Origin of the sequence: Facklamia sp. P13055 (assembly GCF_050409445.1) — a bacterium.
Lineage (GTDB): Bacteria > Bacillota > Bacilli > Lactobacillales > Aerococcaceae > Facklamia.
In genome coordinates this window covers 1-19,375 of record NZ_JBNUPL010000016.1, presented here as the reverse complement: position 1 = coordinate 19,375, position 19,375 = coordinate 1, and the positions used below count along the sequence as shown (strand labels likewise).

Below are 19,375 nucleotides of genomic sequence, written 5' to 3'. Positions count from 1 at the left end.
ATTCAACCAAAATAAAAATGAAGAGGTGAATTGATGAGTATTGTGATAGACAAAGTTCAGCCGCTAGTGGAGCCAATTATCGCATCCTTAGATTGTCAACTTATTGATATTGAATATCTAAAAGAAGGAAAGCATTGGTTTCTCCGTATCTATGCTGATAAGGAAGGGGGCATTGATTTAGATCATTGTGCTTTAATTTCAGAAAAAATTTCTGAAGTTTTAGACACTATGCAACCAGATCCTTTTCCGGAAGCTTACTTTTTAGAAGTTTCCTCACCAGGAGCTGAAAGACCTTTGAAAAATGAAGAGCAAATTCGGTCAGCCATTGGTGAATATGTCCACTTTGATTACTATGCCCCTCAATACGGTGAAAAACAACATGAGGGCGTTCTTTTAGATGTGACGGAGGATTATTATCTATTGAAGGTTCCAATTAAAACAGTCACTAAAGAACTTGAAATTAATAAGAAGGGTGTCGCTAAGGCAAGACTTGCTGTTAAGTTTTAGCAAGATGAGATAGGAGAGTTAAGTGTGAGCAAAGAATTAGTAAATGCCATGAAGGTTCTTGAAGCAGAAAAAGGGATAAAGCCTGAAGTTATTAAAGAAGCTTTAGAGTCTGCTTTGATTTTGGCCTACAAAAAAAATTATGATCAAGCACAAAATGTGGAAGTTATTTTTAACGAAGAAACCGGTGATATTAAAGTTTATTCAGTTAAGGAAGTTGTGGATATCAATTATGATCCTACTTTAGAAATTTCTCTAGAAGAAGCTTTGAAGATTAATCGTGCCTATGAAATAGGAGACAAGATTAAATTTGAAGTGACTCCTAAAGATTTCGGAAGAATTGCTACTCAAACCGCTAAACATGTCGTTATGCAAAGAATACGTGAGGCTGAAAGAGATATTATTTATGATGAATTTATTGTGCATCAAGATGAAATTTTAACAGGAATCATCGAACGTTCAGATGCTCGCAATGTTTATGTGAACTTAGGTAAAGTTGAAGCCATAATGCCGGCTAGTGAACAGATTCCAACTGAGCAATTTCAAATGGATGAACGGGTAAAAGTATACGTAGTCAAGGTAGATAAAACTAGTAAGGGGCCACAGATTGTTGTTTCACGCTCACATGCTGATTTCCTTAAAAGATTATTTGAGCAAGAAGTTCCGGAAATCTACGAAGGTGTTGTGGAAATAATCTCAATTGCTCGTGAAGCGGGCGACCGTTCGAAAGTTGCAGTTTCTTCGCGTGATTCTAATATTGATCCAGTTGGAACTTGTGTTGGTCCGAGAGGATCTCGAGTTCAAAGTATTGTCAATGAATTAAATGGTGAGAATATGGATATCATTCAATGGGATGAAGACCCCTCTACCTTCATAAAAAATGCTATGAATCCAGCAGAAGTGATTAATGTTGTGTTTGATGAAGATAATCATTCTTGTATTGTTGTGGTACCAGATTATCAGTTATCCTTAGCCATCGGTAAAAAAGGACAAAACGCTCGTTTAGCAGCTCGTTTAACTGGTTATAAGATTGATATTAAGTCTGAGACTAGCTATCAAGAATATTTAATTGAACAAAAAGCAGTTGAATCAACTGGACAAGAAGAATTAAATCTTGCAGAGGATTTAGATAATCTTGAAGAAATGCTTCAAGAGACTTCCAGCCAGATAGATGACGATCCAGCAGAAGCTGATTTAGAATATCGTGAATCGGCAGAGGAATCACTTGATGAAGAGCTGGAGCAAGCGTTTGAAGAAACTGAAGAATCAGAGCAAGAATAAGCACTTAATTTATTAACATCAAAGGAGGATGGAAATGAGCCAAGCGAAAAAAAGAAAAGTTCCCATGCGCAAATGTGTTGTTACTGGTGAATCTCATCCCAAAAAAGATTTAATCCGTATTGTGAGAACCCCAGAAGGTACCATTGAAATAGACCCAACTGGTAAAAAGAATGGACGAGGAGCCTATATCTCCTTGGATCCAGAGTTAGCCATACAAGCGGAAAAGAAAAAAGTTTTTAATCGAACATTTGAAATGGAGATTGATAAAGAGTTTTATCAAGAACTTTATCGCTTTCTAGACCACCAAAAGGCGCGAAAAGAACTACTATGAGCCCAGAAGAAAAACAACTCAATTTATTAGGTTTGGCTCAAAGAGCCTCTAAGTTAATTTCCGGTGACGATTTAGTCACTAAAGCCACAAAGAACAAAAAAGTTAAACTTTTGATTTTAGCGATTGATGCCAGTGATTCCACTAGTGATCGCTACCATCGTTTGGCTAGTGAAAAAAAAATAGCCATTAATCATCGTTTTACAAAATATCAAATCAGCCATGCAATCGGCAAATCACGCACAATTTGCGGCATAACCGATCGAGGAATGGCTGAAAAATTTTTATCTTATGTGACAGGAGAAAATACAATGAATAATCAATAATACAAGATAGGAAGGTGTTTGTATGAGTACTATTCGTATATATGAATTTGCTAAACAAAACAATATGACTTCAAAAGAAGTCTTAGTGCTTGCTGAAAATAATGGTTTTGAATTTAATAGCCATATGTCCTCGGTAACGCAAGAACAACAAGAACAATTAAAGAAAGCTTTACAAAATAAGAAGACTAGTGGTAAACAAACCAAAAAGGATGTTAAGAAGACGGAAGCTACTAAAGAATCAAATCAAAAAAACAATCAACACAAAGATGCCAAGCAGCGCAAGGATGAAGACAAGTCGAAAGCTTCTAAAAAGCCTTCTTCTCAAAAAGATTCTCAAGCACAAGGTCATAATACAAACCCTAACACTAAGTCTAAAAATCCTAATGAAAAGGCAGCTTCTAAGCAAAAGAAATCAACTGATAGTAAACAAGCTGTAGAAGGTCAAAAAGCAAATCAAAGCAATCAAAGTAATTCTTCAAATAAATCCACTGGTGGATCCAAAAGAAGTCGTGGCGATCGCCGTCGTGGCCGTCGTGGTAAGCAAAATAGTAACTATCAAAAAGAGTCTAAAGGCTTAACAGCTCGTAAGCATAAAGACCTTCCAGAAGCGTTCTACTATACTGAAGGAATGAATGTACAAGATATTGCTAAAGGCTTCCACCGAGATGCAACTGAAATTATTAAAAAACTATTGCTACAAGGGGTAATGGTCAATCAAAACCAGGCACTTTCTAAAGAAGTGATTGAAATTATCTGTTTAGAATATGGCGTTGAACCTATTGAAAAAGTTGTTGTTGAAGTTTCAGACTTAGATCATTATTTTGAAGAAGCTGCTGCTGATGATAATCAAAGCATTCGTCCACCAGTTGTTACAATTATGGGTCACGTTGACCACGGAAAAACCAGTCTCTTGGACTCCTTCCGCCATTCGAGAGTGACTGAAGGAGAAGCTGGTGGAATTACTCAACATATTGGTGCCTATCAAATTGTTTTAAATGATAAGCCAATCACTTTTCTTGATACGCCAGGACATGCTGCCTTTACAACCATGCGTGCACGTGGTGCAGATGTGACTGATATTACAATTATTGTTGTTGCAGCAGATGATGGCGTGATGCCTCAAACGGTTGAAGCGATTAATCATGCCAAAGCTGCAGATGTACCGATAATTGTAGCGATTAACAAAATTGATAAACCTGAAGCCAATCCAGATAAGGTAATGACCGAATTATCTGAACATGGTATTATTTCTGAGGACTGGGGTGGCGAACATATCTTTGTTAATATTTCAGCTAAATACGGGACTAATTTGGATGAGTTATTAGAGATGATTCTTCTGGTTTCAGAAGTTCAAGAATTAAAAGCTAACCCAGACCGTTTAGCTTTAGGTTCAGTCATTGAAGCGCGCTTAGATAAAGCTACCGGTGCCACTGCGACTTTATTAGTTCAACATGGTACCCTACATATAGGGGACCCAATTGTTGTGGGTAACACCTATGGTAGAGTAAGAACAATGGTCAATGATCAAGGGCGTCGTATTCGCTCAGCTGGTCCATCCATGCCGGTGGAAATTACAGGCTTGAATGATGCTCCTCAAGCAGGAGACCAGTTTGTGGTCTTTGAAGATGAAAAAACAGCTCGTCAAGTTGGAGAAGAAAGAGCTCAGAAGGCTCAAGAACAACAAAGAGACCTTAAGAAGAAAGTTACTTTGGATAATCTTTTCGAAACCTTACAAGAAGGTGAGTTAAGATCAGTTAACGTAATCCTAAAAGCAGATGTACAAGGTTCAGTAGAAGCATTAGCTGCTTCATTGATGAAAATAGATGTGGAGGGAGTAAAAGTTAATATTGTCCATCAGGCGGTAGGAGCAATTAATGAGGCTGATATTACTTTAGCTAATGCCTCATCAGCAATTGTGGTAGGATTTAATGTTCGACCAACTCCTCAAGCAAAACAACAAGCAGAAGAAGAGCAAGTAGATATTCGTCTCCATAATATTATTTACAATGTAATTGATGAAATTGAAACAGCTATGAAAGGAATGCTGGACCCTGAGTATGTTGAGGAAGTAACAGGGCAAGCAGTAGTACGTGAAACCTATTCTGTTTCTAAATTAGGCACCATCGCTGGTTCGTTTGTTTTAGATGGCTTCATTCAACGCACGAGCAAGCTACGTTTGATACGTGATAACATCGTTATTTATGAAGGAGATCTAGCCAGTTTGAAACGTTTTAAAGATGATGCTAAAGAAGTAAACAAAGGATTAGAATGTGGAATTATGATTGAAGGCTATAATGATATCAAAGTCGATGATATTATTGAAGCCTATCGCATGGTCGAAGTTGAACGTAAATAAAGGAGTATGAAATGGTTAAATATCGTATAGGACGTGTTCGTCAAGAAATAATGCGAGAAGTTAATGATATTCTTCTAAAAGAGATTAAAGACCCTCGTGTTGAAGGGGTTACTATTACTGATGTAGAGCTTACAGGCGACTTACAAAATGCTACAATTTTTTATTCTACTTTAAGTGATAAAGCCGGAGAAAGACAAAAAACAAGTGATGGTTTGAAAGCAATAACAGGTAAAGTTCGCTCGGAACTTGGAAGTCGTTTAAGTCTTTATAAGGTTCCCGAAGTTAAATTTGAAAGAGACCAATCAGTAGACTATGGTAGTCGAATCGATTCATTATTAAATCAATTGCATGAATCTGAATCTTTTGATGAAGCAAGCTCAGTTCAGACGGAGCAATAATCTTAAGTTTTCACAAATCAAGAGCTGTTTTTTCACTGCTCTCATTAAATGAGAGGCGGTAAAACAGCTCTTTTATTCTTGTAGAATTAAGAATCTTGCTTGGAAGCAAGTGCCAATTAAAGTATAATCATAATTGTTATTAATAAAGGGGTTGGCTTGAATGAACGGAATTGTCGCTGTTTGGAAAGAAAAGGGCATGACGAGTCATGATGTAGTATTTAAAATGCGTAAGATTTTTCAAATGAAGCGTGTAGGCCATTGTGGGACCTTGGATCCTGAAGTTGAGGGCGTTTTAGTTGTCTGTTTAGGACAGGCAACCAAGTTAGTTGAAATACTAATGGATAGCAAAAAGATCTATCAAGGAGAAGTCACTTTAGGTCAAGCCACCGATACGGAAGATGCCCAGGGACAAGTTATTGCAAAGAAATTAGTAGAACAAGCCGTTGATGATCAAGTTATTGATCAAGCTATGGCTTCATTAACAGGCAAAATCAGCCAGATTCCTCCTTATTACTCGGCAGTCAAGGTCAAAGGGAAAAGACTCTATGAATATGCCCGAGCAGGTATTGAAGTAGAAAGGCCTGAACGTCAAGTATCTATCGACTACTTCAAGCGTTTAGCTCCGTCACAATATCACACCAGTGAAAAAAGGCAAACTTTCTCCTTTGAAGTAAAGTGCAGTAAAGGGACCTATGTCAGAACCTTAGCGGTAGATTGCGGTAAGTTATTAGGATATCCTAGCCACATGTCCCAATTAGTGCGAACTCAAGCAGCGGGTTATCGTCAAGCGGATAGTTATCGCTTAGATGAATTAAGGCAATTAGCAGAAAAAGACTCCTTAAATACAGCTGTTCACCCCATTGAAACGGCAGTTTCTGACTATGCAAAAATCCAACTAAATCCAGAACAGTTTACAGACATTAAACATGGAAAAGTTTTAGACATTAATTATTTTAATGACAGGCTTATTGAACCAACTGCCTTATTTTATCAAGACCGTTTGTTAGCAATTTACGGCCCACATCCTAGCAAAGAGAATTTAATAAAACCTATTAAGATGTTTCCAATGGAAGGAGTTTAAGCCTTGCAGACAATTTATTTAGCACATCCTTACGATCAAGAACAACTATATGACCAACCAGTCGTTTTAGCTCTAGGCTTTTTTGATGGTGTTCATTTAGGCCATCAAGAAGTTATCAAAAAGGGGCGCGAATTAGCAGATCATTATCAAGTCCCTTTAGCCGTCTTAACTTTTAACCATACTCCTCGTCTTGTTTATCAACAGATCCATCCGAATCACTACTTTTATTTAAGTGATAACCCTCGTAAAATAGAACTGATGGAGGTTAATGGAGTAGATATTTTATATATTGCTGAGTTCACTTCAGTCATGGGAGCTCAGAGTCCACAAGAGTTCGTGGACAACTACATGGTTAATTTGAATGCCGTTCATGTGGTGGCAGGTTTTGACTATACATACGGTCTGAAAGAGATAGCTAATATGCAAACTCTGGTTGACCATAGTCAAGGACGCTTTAAAATTAGCGAAATTCCTAAAAAGACAATCGGTGACCATAAGATTTCTTCAAGTGAAATTCAATACCAGCTATCAAATGGTAATATTGATTTAGCTAACCAAGAATTAGGTTACATTTATGAAACCAGAGGACTTGTCATCAATGGCTTAAAAAGAGGGAGAAAACTAGGTTTTCCGACAGCGAATGTGGCAATGGATTATGGTCAGTTAACACCTAGCATAGGGGTGTATATTGTCGAAATTTGTGTTCAAGCCCAATGGTATATGGGCATGGCATCTATTGGATATAATATTACCTTTGATGATGTGAAAGAACTCTCCATTGAAGTTTATATTTTAGACTTTGATCGTATGATTTATGGGGAAAAGGTTCGTATTAAGTGGCATCATTACTTACGTGGAGAGATTAAATTTGATGGTATTGAAGGTTTGATTAATCAACTTGAAAAGGATCAAGACCATACACGGGCGTACTTTAAATAATCAAGGATCGATAGATATAATTAGCACTTTCGAATTGAGAGTGCTAATTTTTTTAATTTTATGGGCATAATCCCTTGACAAAGGTGATGGAGGATAGTAAGATAGAGACAGTTAGCACTCGGTATGAATAAGTGCTAATAATGTGAGGTGATTGATCATATTAACAGCCAGACAACACCAAATCTTAGAATTAATTGTTCGCCTTTATGCAAATTTAGAGGCACCAATCGGGTCAAAGACTTTACTCAAGGAGAGTTTTCTTGATATAAGTCCGGCAACTGTTCGTAATGAGATGGTTGTTTTAGAAAAAAACGGCTTTCTGGTTAAGGCACATACATCAAGTGGTAGAATACCTTCTTATGAAGGCTATCGTTATTATGTAGATCGTCTGATCACTAAAATTGAGAATGATTCATGGGAGCAATCCTATGAAGCAGATCTCAAAGCAGTTAGCGAAATCTTCTTAAATCGCCGACAAGAGAATTTTAAGATGGCGAAAATTGCTGCGGATTTATTGGTCTCATTAACTGGATTACCTTGCTTGGTTTTTGGACAGAATAATGAAGAGCATCGAGTGGCTGACTTTAAGTTAGTGCTTTTAAGTAACCATCAAATAATGGCTATTTTATTATCGGATCAAGGACATGTGGAAAATAAAATGTTCCAAACCTTATATCCGGTTGAGGATGATGATTTACGTCAAATGCGTTCAATTCTTAATTCAGAATTGCGAGGTATTACATTAGAAGATGCTTATCAGCGGACTAAATTAACTATTCCGATGATTATGCAAAGACAATTGTCAACTTCGATTGATTTTTCTCCTTTAGTTGAGAAGTCAATTCAACAAGTTAAAGGAACGCGTTATTTTGTTTCTGGCAAGAATAATCTTTTTGATTGTTTGGATCAGCGTTATTCCAACAATGAATACAAAAAATTATTCAATTTGATTGATGGATCGAATGAATTATTTGATCTCTTTGAACAACGTCAAGATGGAATCGAAGTTCTTTTCGGACAAGAGTTTGCTCCGCAAGGGATGCGTCATTTATCTTTAGTGACGGGAACCTTCACACAAGACTTAAGCAAAATGTCTTTAAGTATCTTAGGACCTTCGACGATGCATTATTCACGCATGATTGTCCTTATGGAGCAGATATTAAAAGAATTTAATCAATAAAGGAGGTCATCAAGTGACAGAAGAAAATAAAAAGAGGAATGACAAGCAATCTTCTGCAGAACTTAACGATGAAAAAGAAAAGTTAGTAGAAGATGAAGTCATTGAAAGTTCAGCAGAAAAAAATCAGGATAGTCTGAATAATGATGTAAATGATGTAAATGAAGAAACTGAAGCAGCGCCAGTAGAGGAAGTTTCTTCCATTGAAGATGAATTAAGAGAAAGTATTCAGAATTTGGAGGATCGAAATTTACGTCTACAGGCTGAAATTGCTAATATGCAACGATCTAATAGTCGTGAAAGACAAGAAGCTGCTAAATATCGATCTCAATCTTTAGCTAATAAATTAATTGATGCAATTGATAATCTTGAACGCGCTTTGCAAATCAAAGCAAGTTCAGAAGAGAGTCAAGCAATCCACAAAGGGATCCAAATGGTGTATGATCAAATCTTACAAGCATTTAAAGAAGAAAAAATTGAAGTGATCAATCCCTTAAACGAAACATTCGATCCAAATTATCATCAAGCGGTAACCACCCAACCAGCGGCTGAAGGACAAGACACTGATATTGTAGTGAATGTTCTACAAAAAGGATACATCCTTAATGATCGCATCATTCGCCCGGCCATGGTAATTGTGTCCGCCTAATTATTAAGCACTTAGTTTTAACCAAAATAAATTTTTAAAGGAGTAGATTATATGTCTAAAATTATAGGTATTGACTTAGGTACAACAAACTCTGCTGTTTCCATTTTAGAAGGTGGAGAAGCAAAGATTATTACTAACCCAGAAGGAAACCGTACCACTCCATCTGTAGTAGCTTTCAAAAATAATGAGATTCAAGTGGGTGAAGTAGCTAAGCGTCAAGCAGTTACAAACCCTGACACAGTAGCTTCCATCAAACGTCATATTGGAGAAGATAACTTTAAGACTGAAATGGGTGGAAAGAGCTATACACCTCAAGAGATTTCAGCTATGATTTTACAACACTTGAAATCATTTGCTGAAGATTACTTAGGCGATAAGGTTGAGAAAGCAGTTATCACTGTTCCTGCTTATTTTAACGATGCTCAGCGTCAAGCAACTAAAGATGCTGGACGTATTGCAGGTTTAGAAGTTGAACGTATTGTTAACGAGCCAACCGCTGCAGCTTTAGCGTATGGTTTAGATAAAACCGATGCTGAAGAAAAAGTCCTAGTCTTTGACTTAGGGGGAGGAACTTTTGACGTTTCAATCCTTGAATTAGGCGATGGCGTATTTGATGTATTATCTACAGCAGGGGATAATAAACTAGGTGGAGATGACTTTGATAATAAAGTTATCGACTTCTTAGTTGAAGAATTTAAAAAAGAAAACTCTATTGACCTTTCTAAAGATAAAATGGCTTTACAGCGCCTGAAAGACGCTGCAGAAAAAGCTAAGAAAGATCTTTCTGGTGTGACTTCTACACAAATCAGCTTACCATTTATTACAGCGACAGCTGATGGGCCATTACACTTAGAAACAACTTTAACTCGTGCTAAATTTGATGAGTTAACGCATGACTTAGTAGAAAGAACTAAAGGGCCAGTTCGTCAAGCCTTGAAAGATGCTGGTTTAAGCAAATCTGAAATTGACGAAGTAATCTTGGTAGGAGGATCGACACGTATTCCTGCTGTACAAGAAGCCGTTAAGAAAGAAACTGGAAAAGATCCTAACAAATCGGTTAACCCAGACGAAGTAGTTGCTATGGGTGCAGCTATCCAAGGTGGCGTTATCTCTGGTGATGTTAAAGACATCGTTCTATTAGATGTTACGCCATTATCACTTGGTATCGAAACAATGGGTGGTGTATTCACTAAATTAATTGACCGTAACACTACTATCCCAACTTCTAAATCACAAGTCTTCTCTACAGCAGCTGACAATCAACCAGCAGTAGATGTTCACGTTTTACAAGGTGAGCGTGAAATGGCAGCAGATAATAAGACTTTAGGTCGTTTCCAATTAACTGATATTCCAGCAGCACCTCGTGGCATTCCACAAATTGAAGTTACCTTTGATATTGATAAAAACGGTATTGTGAACGTTTCAGCCAAAGATTTAGGTACTCAAAAAGAACAAACGATTACTATAAAATCTTCTTCAGGTTTATCCGATGAAGAAATCGAACGTATGGTTAAAGATGCTGAGGCAAATGCTGAATCCGATAAGAAACGTCGTGAAGAAGCTGATTTACGCAACGAAGTCGATCAAATGATCTTTACAACTAATAAGACTATCGATGAATTGAAAGATAATGATAACATTTCTGAAGATGAATTGACTAAAGCAGAAACAGCTCGTGATGAATTGAAAGCAGCTGTTGAAGCAAATGATTTAGAAGAAATGAAAACAAAACGTGATGCATTAAATGAAGTGATTCAAAATCTATCCGTTAAACTTTACGAGCAAGCTGCTCAACAAGCTCAAGCTGCTCAAGAAAATCAAACAGATGCCTCTGATGCTCAATCATCTTCTGATGATAATATTGTCGATGCTGACTTTGAAGAAGTCGACGAGTAATTAAGACATACTTTAGCAAGAGTCTAGGCTAAGTCCTCGACTCTTGTCTTTTATCAGGAGAATTAAAATGTGTAAGGAGGGACAAAATGGCAAATAAAAGAGACTATTATGATGTCTTAGGTGTATCTCGCGATGCCAGTGATGCTGACATTAAAAAGGCTTATCGTAAACTGTCCAAAAAATACCATCCGGATATTAATAAAGATGCAGGAGCTGACGAAAAGTTTAAAGAAGTTGCAGAAGCTTATGAGGTCCTAAGTGATAGTCAAAAGCGGGCTGCTTATGATCAATACGGCCATGCTTCAACGGATCCTAACTTTGGAGCCGGCTTTGGCGGTGGTGGTTTTGGTGGCTTCTCTGGTGGTGCAGGCTTTGGCTTTGAAGATATCTTTGATACTTTCTTTGGTGGATCTGCTGGAGGAGGACGAAGAGCCAATGCTCCTCGTAAGGGTAATGATCTACAATATCGTATTAATTTAACCTTTGAAGAAGCTATTTTTGGTAAAGAAACGACCATAAAATATAATCGTAATGAGGAATGTCATACCTGTCACGGAACAGGTGCCAAGGAAGGCACTGAGCCCGTTACTTGCCACAAGTGTCATGGCACAGGGACTATTCAGGTAGAACGAAACTCTCCTTTTGGTCGTGTGATGACGCAAACCACATGTGATGTCTGCGGTGGGACAGGTAAAGAAATTAAAGAAAAATGTACCACTTGTCATGGTTCTGGTATAGAATCCGTTAGTCATTCTGTTAAAGTGACTGTGCCAGCAGGTGTTGAAGAAGGTAATCAAATTCGCCTTTCAGGACAAGGTGAGGCGGGTTCAAATGGTGGACCTTATGGAGACCTTTATGTAGTTTTCCATGTTGAACCAAGTAAGGAATTTAAACGAGATGGTACGGAAATCTATTACACGCTACCCATCACTTTCTCTCAAGCGGCCTTGGGTGATGAAATCCAAGTTCCAACGGTACATGGTAAGGTGAAGTTAAAGGTTCCAGCTGGCACACAAACAGGGACCACTTTCCGCTTAAAAGGCAAAGGAGCACCGAGTGTTCGCTCAGGTTATACGGGAGATCAACAAGTAACGGTTAAAGTCGTTACTCCTTCTAAACTGACTGACAAACAGCATGAATTATTTAAACAGTTAGCTAAAGAAATGGGTGCTAATGTTAAAGAGCAAGAAGGTGGCTTCTTTAATAAGATGCGTGATATTTTTCATGGTGAATAAAAATAGGCTAGCATCAGGGTATTCAATATGCTCTGATGCTTTTTACTTGCTTAGAAAAGTTTTAAATCAATTGGAATCAAAATAAGATTGATTAGCTTCTAGATAGGAAATTTTAAAGAATAAATAAAGATTTTATTGAGTAGTTCATTTATTAAAATACCATAGTGAAAGAAAACTATTCAAAATCACTCATTTTTGATAAGATAGACCTTAGCTATTGATAAGAGGCTTGAAAAGGAAGTGAAGTCAAGTGAATATAGAAGAAATGAAGAATAGACAAGAAAGAATCCGTAATTTTTCGATAATTGCGCATATTGACCATGGTAAATCCACACTAGCTGATCGTATTTTACAACAAACACATACAGTGGCTGATCGTGATATGCAAGAGCAATTGTTAGATTCCATGGACTTGGAAAGAGAACGAGGAATTACCATTAAATTGAATGCAGTGGAACTGACTTATCGGGCTAAAGATGGCATTGATTATATTTTCCATTTAATCGATACCCCTGGTCACGTCGATTTTACTTATGAGGTTTCAAGATCTTTGGCTGCTTGTGAAGGAGCCATTCTAGTAGTCGATGCAGCACAAGGAATTGAAGCCCAAACCTTGGCTAATGTGTATTTAGCAGTGGATAATGATTTAGAAATATTGCCTGTTATTAATAAAATCGATCTGCCTTCAGCCGATCCTGAAAGGGTTCAAAAAGAAATTGAAGATATTATCGGCATCGATGCCTCAGAAGCGGTTTTTGCTTCTGCCAAGTCAGGCATCGGTATTGATGAGATTTTAGAGCAAATAGTTGAGAAAGTTCCTGCACCAATGGGAGATATAGAAGACCCCTTACAGGCTCTTATTTTTGACTCTGCTTATGATGCTTATCGTGGGGTTGTTTTAAATATTCGAGTGATGAATGGTATGGTCAAACCAGGTGACACCATCCGTCTAATGAGTAATGGTAAAGAGTTTGAAGTGATTGATGTTGGAATCTTCTCACCGAGTCCTCTCAAAAGAGACTTCTTGATGGTAGGAGATGTTGGCTATCTAACCGCAGGTATAAAGACCATTCAAGATACCCGTGTAGGAGATACTATAACCCTAGCGGATAATCCAGCTGAGGAGGCCTTGGATGGTTACCGCAAATTAAATCCAATGGTTTTTGCCGGTCTCTATCCGGTTGACTCGGCCGATTATAATGACTTGCGGGAAGCACTTGAAAAGTTACAATTAAATGATGCTTCTTTACACTTTGAACCAGAAACATCGCAAGCCCTAGGCTTTGGTTTCCGAACAGGCTTTTTAGGTTTACTGCATATGGATGTTATTCAAGAAAGACTTGAGCGTGAATTTGATATTGATTTAATTACCACTGCTCCGTCAGTTATTTACCGTGTTGAAAAGACGGATGGGGAAGAGCTTTTGATTGACAACCCATCTGAAATGCCAGATCCAACAGAGATTGATAAGATTTTTGAACCTTATGTAAAAGCGACTATTATGGTACCAAATGATTATGTGGGCGCTGTAATGGAACTATCTCAACGCAAGCGTGGTAACTTTATTACGATGGATTATCTGGATGATTTCCGGGTAAATGTAATTTATGAACTACCAATGGCTGAAATTGTGTATGATTTCTTCGATAAGTTGAAATCATCAACCAAAGGCTATGCTTCCTTAGATTACGAATTAATTGGCTATAAAGAGTCTAATCTAGTAAAATTAGAAGTTTTACTTAATTCTGATGTCATTGATGCCTTCTCGATTATAGTGCATAAAGATTTTGCCTATAATCGCGGTCGTGCTTTAGTTGAAAAACTAAAAGGGATTATCCCACGTCAAATGTTTGAAGTACCTGTCCAAGCAGCTATTGGACATAAGATCATCGCACGAACAACCATTAAGGCTTATCGAAAAGATGTTACAGCTAAATTATATGGTGGGGATGTCTCCCGTCGTAAGAAGTTATTAGAAAAACAAAAAGAAGGTAAAAAGCGGATGAAATCAGTCGGTAACGTTGAAATTCCACAAGAAGCTTTCATGGCTGTCTTACAAATGGATGAAGAATAAAAGAATAACGGTTCATAAAAACCTATCTTTGAGAATTCAAAGATGGGTTTTTCTTATTACTATAAAGCAATATTAATTTTCATTTTGAACCAATCCCTTTTAGAGAACGTAAGTAAGCTACTTTTATGATAAATAATCAATTAAAATCTTTTTAAATAAGTATAATAAAAGTTTTTGTTTTCAGAAAACTCACTGTCTTTTCATAAAATATTGAAATGCTACAAAGTGATGTGTATAATTTTAAATTAGAAAGCGCTTTGATAAAGGAGGTTATTGAATGATTGAAGGAATAAAAGGGGAATTAATTGTTTCTTGTCAAGCTTTAGAAGATGAACCTTTGCACAGTTCTTTTATCATGTCACGAATGGCCTTAGCTGCTAAAGAAGGTGGAGCTAAAGGTATTCGTTCGAATTCAGTTGAAGATATTAAAGCAATCAAAGAACAAGTCGATTTGCCAATTATTGGCATTATTAAACGGGTTTATGATGGGGCTGATGCTTTTATTACACCTACGATGACTGAAGTGGATGAGTTAATGCAAGCAAGGCCGGAAATCATAGCAATTGATGCAACTGCATCTACGAGGCCATACGGAGAATCATTAAGTGATTTAATGGTAAAGATTAAAGAAAAGTATCCCCAACAAAAGCTGATGGCTGATTGTTCAACCTTAGAAGAAATGAAAATGGCTGAACAAATTGGTTTTGATTATATTGGTACAACCTTGGTAGGTTATACTCAACAAAGTAAGAAAGATAAGATAGAAAGCAATGATTTTCAACTCATCCGTCAAGCGGTTGAAACAATCAACAAACCAATTATTGCTGAAGGTAATATTGATACTCCTGAAAAAGTAAGACACGTTTTAGAGCTTGGGGTATATAGTGTAGTAGTTGGTTCAGCTATCACTAGACCTCAATTAATTACAAAAAAATTTGTCGAAGCTATTCATAACCAATAGATTAATAGGGGGAAATAAAATGACAAAAAAAACAGCTAGAGAAATCAAAGGTATTATCTCAGCCCTCTTGGTACCCTTTGATTCAAAGGGCAAAGTTAACGAAGCAGGGCTACGTCAAGTAGTCCGTCATAATATTGATAATATGAAGGTAGCAGGGCTATATGTTGGAGGCTCAACTGGTGAAAATTTCTTATTAGATATGGCCATTAAAAAACAAATTTTTGAAATTGTTAAAGATGAAGTGAAAGACCAAGTGAAACTCATTGCACAAGTTGGTGGTCCCAATGTTTATGAAGCAATTGAACTCGGTAAATTTGCGACAGATTTGGATTATGACGCAATTTCAGCAGTAACTCCTTTTTATTATAAGTTTTCATTCGCTGAGGTTAAACAATATTATAAAGATATTACAGAAGCTGTTGATAATGACTTAATTATTTATTCAATCCCAGTTCTTACAGGTATTAATATGGGGATGGCAGAATTTAAGGAATTATTTGAATTAGACAATATTGTTGGTGTTAAGTTTACTGCTGCAGACTTTTTCTTATTAGAACGATTACGTAAAGCGTTTCCAGATGTACTAATCTATTCAGGTTTTGATGAGATGCTTTATCCAGCTGCTATCTATCATGTTGATGGAGCAATCGGATCGACATATAACGTAAATGGTTTGCGAGCTCGTGGCATTTTAGAAGCTGTCAATGAGGGCAACCATGAGAAAGCACTTAAGCTACAAAATGAGAGTAATGATTTAATTGAAGCAGTGCTAGCAAACGGTTTATATCCAACTCTTAAAAGTATTTTACAATTACAGGGTGCGAATAAAGGGGAGTTTTTAAGTCGTAAACCGATGGCTTCGATGACAGCCGACCAAAAAGAAGAAGCAGAACGAATTTTTAAAAATTATTTATAATTAATTAAAAAGACTTAGGTAATTAAAGAATATTTTATATAGCGTTATGCTTCACTAAGCATGTAAAATTGAAAAGGAGTTTAATAATGGCACAAGAAGGCTTTACAACAATCGATTTTATTATTTTAGTTATTTATTTAGTAGCTGTTTTGTTTGCAGGATTACTGTTTTCTAAGAAAGATATGATTGGTAAAGAGTTTTTCAAAGGAGATGGCTCAATCCCTTGGTATGTAACTTCGGTTTCTATTTTCGCAACCTTGTTAAGTCCGATTTCTTTCATGACTTTAGCAGGTAACTCCTATAAGGGAACTTGGCTATTGTGGTTTGCGCAATTAGGGATGATTATTGCAATTCCTTTTGCTATAAAATTTTTCCTGCCTATTTATGCCAGAATGGATATTGATACTGCTTATGATTATTTAGAGCAACGGTTTAACTCTAGACTTTTGCGAGCAATCGGTGCTATTTTGTTCATTATCTATCAAATTGGTCGTATGTCTATTATTATGTATCTACCCTCTGCTGCTTTAGCCACATTAACTGGAATCTCAGTCAATTGGCTAATTGTGGTAATGGGTGTAATTGCGATTATTTATTCTTATACTGGTGGGATTAAATCAGTTTTATGGACCGATTTTATTCAAGGATCTGTTTTGTTAGTAGGTGTTGCTGTGACTCTAGGCTTTTTAGTCAAGGACTTAGACGGCGGTTTCCAACCAATCATGAATTTGTTAGCTAAAGACAAATTTATTGCCCCTAACGAACCGATTTTTGATCCGAACCTTTTAAAATCTTCTATCTTTTTACTAGTTGTTGGCGCTGGCTTTAATACACTGTCATCTTATATTTCAAGTCAGGATATCGTGCAACGGTTCACTACCACTCAAGATATTAAAAAATTGAATAAAATGATGTTTACCAATGGTGTCTTATCTATTTTTATTGCGACTATGTTTTATCTTATTGGGACGGGATTATTCGCTTATTATCAATTACAAAATCCGAGTGATCCTGGCGCTTTAGTAGCTCAAGATCAAGTGTTTACTTACTATATAGCCTATCGTTTACCAGTTGGTATTACCGGTGTTCTTTTAGCAGCTATTTTTGCTGCCAGTCAATCAACTCTATCGACAGGTTTGAACTCTGTCGCTACCTCATGGACATTGGACATACAAGAGGTGATTTCTAAGAATTTAGATGACGCCAAACGAACTCAAATTGCGCGTTGGATTTCTTTAGGCGTTGGAATTTTCTCCATTATTATCTCAATTATTCTTGCACACTCTGATATTAAATCAGCCTATGAATGGTTTAATGGATTCATGGGACTCGTTTTAGGGGTTCTAGGTGGAGTCTTTATGCTAGGGGTATTCTCTAAAAAAGCTAACAAAATTGGTGCTTATGCTGCACTAATTGTTTCAAGTTTAGTAATGATTTTCATTAAATACGGTCTTCCTGCAGAAAAGGTAAGCATTTGGGTTTATTCGCTTATTTCAATTGGCGTATCTTTAATTGTCGGTTATCTTGTATCGATAATGGTTAAAGATGAGACATCGACTGCTCCAAAATTCACCACTGTCTATGATATTTCTGAGATTAAAGCGAATAATGACTGGTTGGTAAGACATTAATGAAACTTTATGATTTAAATCAAATAGATCAAATCAAGCGAGAAGCTATACTAAGAGTCATTAACTTTTAAAAGAAAATAATGACTTAAGTGATTGCCAGCTTGGCCCCATATGATTTCCGATGACTTTTATTTTAATATCTTAGAATAGGAGATTACGACAGATGACCATAGAGTTTGGCAAAGTTATCCTAGCTATTTTGATGTATTTGTTCCTATTAAAGGTCAGGAAAAAATTTGGCATAACTTTAATGGAAATGTTCAATGAAAAGATTATGTAGAAAAGGATGGCTGGCAAAAACCTCACGCTCAACCATTATCGGAATGAATCATTCAGCCTGGACAAATCTTAGTTTTTGATCGTGAAGATGTTCAAAATTGTTGAACAGATAGAAACAATTAAAAAAGCTGTTTTTAAGGGGAAATATGAAATGTGTAACATTTTAAGTAGGGAAAGGGCTAAGCGTCTTTTCCCTATTTTTAAGGTGGTAGGTAAGGAAAAAAATGAATAATTAGTAATAAGGCCATTAAATGATGACTACTCTAAAAATAGAATAAGATATATTATTTCTATCACTGTAATTTTGTATAAGAGGAAGTGAAAAAATGCATATACTAGCGATTGATATTGGCGGTACAACGATAAAAAGTGATGTTTATGATGAAAAGGGACATTCTTTTAATTATTTTAAAGAAGAGGAAACACCGATAGATTCCTTAAAAAAATCAAATCATATTATGGAATATGTTTTAAATTTAGTTGGTGAAACGATTAAAAGTCTTAAGCAAATCAACAAAAAGTTAGAGGGTGTTGCTATTTCTTCAGCAGGGGTAGTCGATCCTGAACAAGGAAAGATAGTTTATGCAGGTTATACAATTCCTGACTATGTAGGAACTGATTTTAAGCAAGCCATTAACCATCACTTTGATTTACCTTGTGTTGTTCTAAATGATGTCAATGCGGCAGCTTTTGCTGAATTTTCAATTGGAGCTTTTGCACGCAATAGTTCATTAGTTTGTTTGACTATTGGCACGGGTGTTGGCGGGGCTTTAATCCTTAATGGTCAATTGTATCATGGAGAAGGTTTTTCTGCCGGCGAAGTTGGTTACTTACCTGTTAATGGTAAAAGATTTCAAGATGTAGCATCGACGACTGCTATGTGCCAATACTTTGAACAGCTCACTGGAGAAAGTAATACTAATGGAAAAATAATTTTTGAAGCCTATAAAACTAATCATCCAGCCGCAATCGAAACAATTAACTGGTTTGCTGAAAACTTTTCAGAAGGATTACTTCCAATTATTTATTTGATAAATCCAGAGTACATCGTTTTAGGAGGCGGTATTATGAATCAACATAAAATATTGTTACCAATTATTTTAGAAAAATTGGCTGCAAAAATTGAAAATAATATTTTTCTGCCTAAAGCTATCCTAGCTGCAAAGTATAGTAATGAAGCTGGAAGAATTGGAGCTCTTTACTACTTTATTAAAAAGTATGGAGTTTGTTCTACAAATTAAAAACTAACTCAAAACTATTCTTATGAGTTGACCCCAAAAGTTCGAGTAAAAAACTAACTTTTGGGGGTACTTTTATGTCTAAAAATAGGCTTCTGAATTGAAA

Annotated in this window: 17 protein-coding genes; all 17 read left to right on the top strand. The window is 36.5% G+C overall.

What is annotated here, in order from left to right:
- Positions 1-33 precede the first annotated feature (33 nt).
- Positions 34-507 (top strand): ribosome maturation factor RimP, encoded by a 474-nt coding sequence (gene rimP, locus ACQV2O_RS06610; protein ID WP_428875324.1) that lies wholly within the window; start codon positions 34-36, stop codon positions 505-507.
- Between the two features lie 24 nt (positions 508-531).
- The gene (nusA, locus tag ACQV2O_RS06605) at positions 532-1,785 is read left to right on the top strand and encodes a transcription termination factor NusA (protein ID WP_428875323.1); all 1,254 of its coding nucleotides are present in this window, start codon (positions 532-534) and stop codon (positions 1,783-1,785) included.
- 34 nt (positions 1,786-1,819) lie between these two features.
- Positions 1,820-2,116 carry an RNase P modulator RnpM gene (gene rnpM, locus ACQV2O_RS06600; protein WP_428873941.1) on the top strand — a complete coding sequence of 99 codons (297 nt, stop codon included), beginning with the start codon at positions 1,820-1,822 and terminating at the stop codon, positions 2,114-2,116.
- Positions 2,113-2,439 carry a L7Ae/L30e/S12e/Gadd45 family ribosomal protein gene (locus ACQV2O_RS06595; protein ID WP_428873942.1) on the top strand — a complete coding sequence of 109 codons (327 nt, stop codon included), beginning with the start codon at positions 2,113-2,115 and terminating at the stop codon, positions 2,437-2,439. Before rnpM ends, ACQV2O_RS06595 begins: the two co-directional genes overlap by 4 nt.
- 22 nt (positions 2,440-2,461) lie before the next feature.
- Positions 2,462-4,795 (top strand): translation initiation factor IF-2, encoded by a 2,334-nt coding sequence (infB, locus tag ACQV2O_RS06590; protein WP_428875322.1) that lies wholly within the window; start codon positions 2,462-2,464, stop codon positions 4,793-4,795.
- An 11-nt stretch (positions 4,796-4,806) separates the two neighbouring features.
- Positions 4,807-5,193 carry a 30S ribosome-binding factor RbfA gene (gene rbfA / locus ACQV2O_RS06585; RefSeq protein ID WP_428873944.1) on the top strand — a complete coding sequence of 129 codons (387 nt, stop codon included), beginning with the start codon at positions 4,807-4,809 and terminating at the stop codon, positions 5,191-5,193.
- A 160-nt stretch (positions 5,194-5,353) separates the two neighbouring features.
- Entirely contained in the window at positions 5,354-6,274 is a 921-nt protein-coding gene (gene truB / locus ACQV2O_RS06580; RefSeq protein ID WP_428873945.1) for a tRNA pseudouridine(55) synthase TruB, read from the top strand.
- Positions 6,275-6,277: 3 nt separating this feature from the next.
- A complete protein-coding gene (ribF, locus tag ACQV2O_RS06575; RefSeq protein WP_428875321.1) occupies positions 6,278-7,213 on the top strand; it encodes a riboflavin biosynthesis protein RibF in 936 nt (311 codons plus the stop codon).
- A gap of 151 nt (positions 7,214-7,364) precedes the next feature.
- Positions 7,365-8,393: a heat-inducible transcriptional repressor HrcA gene (gene hrcA, locus ACQV2O_RS06570; RefSeq protein ID WP_428875320.1), complete on the top strand. Its 1,029-nt coding sequence runs from the start codon at positions 7,365-7,367 to the stop codon at positions 8,391-8,393.
- A 13-nt stretch (positions 8,394-8,406) separates the two neighbouring features.
- The gene (gene grpE, locus ACQV2O_RS06565; RefSeq protein WP_428873948.1) at positions 8,407-9,039 is read left to right on the top strand and encodes a nucleotide exchange factor GrpE; all 633 of its coding nucleotides are present in this window, start codon (positions 8,407-8,409) and stop codon (positions 9,037-9,039) included.
- A gap of 51 nt (positions 9,040-9,090) precedes the next feature.
- Positions 9,091-10,935, top strand: a complete 1,845-nt coding sequence (gene dnaK / locus ACQV2O_RS06560; protein ID WP_428875319.1) for a molecular chaperone DnaK — start codon at positions 9,091-9,093, stop codon at positions 10,933-10,935.
- An 86-nt stretch (positions 10,936-11,021) separates the two neighbouring features.
- Positions 11,022-12,170, top strand: a complete 1,149-nt coding sequence (gene dnaJ / locus ACQV2O_RS06555; protein ID WP_428873950.1) for a molecular chaperone DnaJ — start codon at positions 11,022-11,024, stop codon at positions 12,168-12,170.
- Positions 12,171-12,420: 250 nt separating this feature from the next.
- A complete protein-coding gene (gene lepA / locus ACQV2O_RS06550) occupies positions 12,421-14,244 on the top strand; it encodes a translation elongation factor 4 (RefSeq protein WP_428873951.1) in 1,824 nt (607 codons plus the stop codon).
- 277 nt (positions 14,245-14,521) lie between these two features.
- Positions 14,522-15,205, top strand: coding sequence for an N-acetylmannosamine-6-phosphate 2-epimerase (locus tag ACQV2O_RS06545; protein ID WP_428875318.1), 684 nt, complete (start codon positions 14,522-14,524; stop codon positions 15,203-15,205).
- A 19-nt stretch (positions 15,206-15,224) separates the two neighbouring features.
- Entirely contained in the window at positions 15,225-16,121 is an 897-nt protein-coding gene (locus ACQV2O_RS06540; protein WP_428873954.1) for an N-acetylneuraminate lyase, read from the top strand.
- Positions 16,122-16,207: 86 nt separating this feature from the next.
- Positions 16,208-17,752, top strand: a complete 1,545-nt coding sequence (locus ACQV2O_RS06535) for a sodium:solute symporter (RefSeq protein WP_428873955.1) — start codon at positions 16,208-16,210, stop codon at positions 17,750-17,752.
- A 605-nt stretch (positions 17,753-18,357) separates the two neighbouring features.
- Positions 18,358-19,272 (top strand): ROK family protein, encoded by a 915-nt coding sequence (locus ACQV2O_RS06530; protein ID WP_428875317.1) that lies wholly within the window; start codon positions 18,358-18,360, stop codon positions 19,270-19,272.
- The last annotated feature ends 103 nt before the right edge of the window (positions 19,273-19,375 follow it).

Coding starts and splice junctions, on each gene's coding strand:
- ACQV2O_RS06535 (WP_428873955.1), top strand. CDS start 16,208: ATGGCACAAGAAGGCTTTACAACAATCGATTTTATTATTTTAGTTATT.
- ACQV2O_RS06545 (WP_428875318.1), top strand. CDS start 14,522: ATGATTGAAGGAATAAAAGGGGAATTAATTGTTTCTTGTCAAGCTTTA.
- truB (WP_428873945.1), top strand. CDS start 5,354: ATGAACGGAATTGTCGCTGTTTGGAAAGAAAAGGGCATGACGAGTCAT.
- infB (WP_428875322.1), top strand. CDS start 2,462: ATGAGTACTATTCGTATATATGAATTTGCTAAACAAAACAATATGACT.
- ACQV2O_RS06595 (WP_428873942.1), top strand. CDS start 2,113: ATGAGCCCAGAAGAAAAACAACTCAATTTATTAGGTTTGGCTCAAAGA.
- ACQV2O_RS06540 (WP_428873954.1), top strand. CDS start 15,225: ATGACAAAAAAAACAGCTAGAGAAATCAAAGGTATTATCTCAGCCCTC.
- dnaJ (WP_428873950.1), top strand. CDS start 11,022: ATGGCAAATAAAAGAGACTATTATGATGTCTTAGGTGTATCTCGCGAT.
- rnpM (WP_428873941.1), top strand. CDS start 1,820: ATGAGCCAAGCGAAAAAAAGAAAAGTTCCCATGCGCAAATGTGTTGTT.
- dnaK (WP_428875319.1), top strand. CDS start 9,091: ATGTCTAAAATTATAGGTATTGACTTAGGTACAACAAACTCTGCTGTT.
- ACQV2O_RS06530 (WP_428875317.1), top strand. CDS start 18,358: ATGCATATACTAGCGATTGATATTGGCGGTACAACGATAAAAAGTGAT.
- rbfA (WP_428873944.1), top strand. CDS start 4,807: ATGGTTAAATATCGTATAGGACGTGTTCGTCAAGAAATAATGCGAGAA.
- rimP (WP_428875324.1), top strand. CDS start 34: ATGAGTATTGTGATAGACAAAGTTCAGCCGCTAGTGGAGCCAATTATC.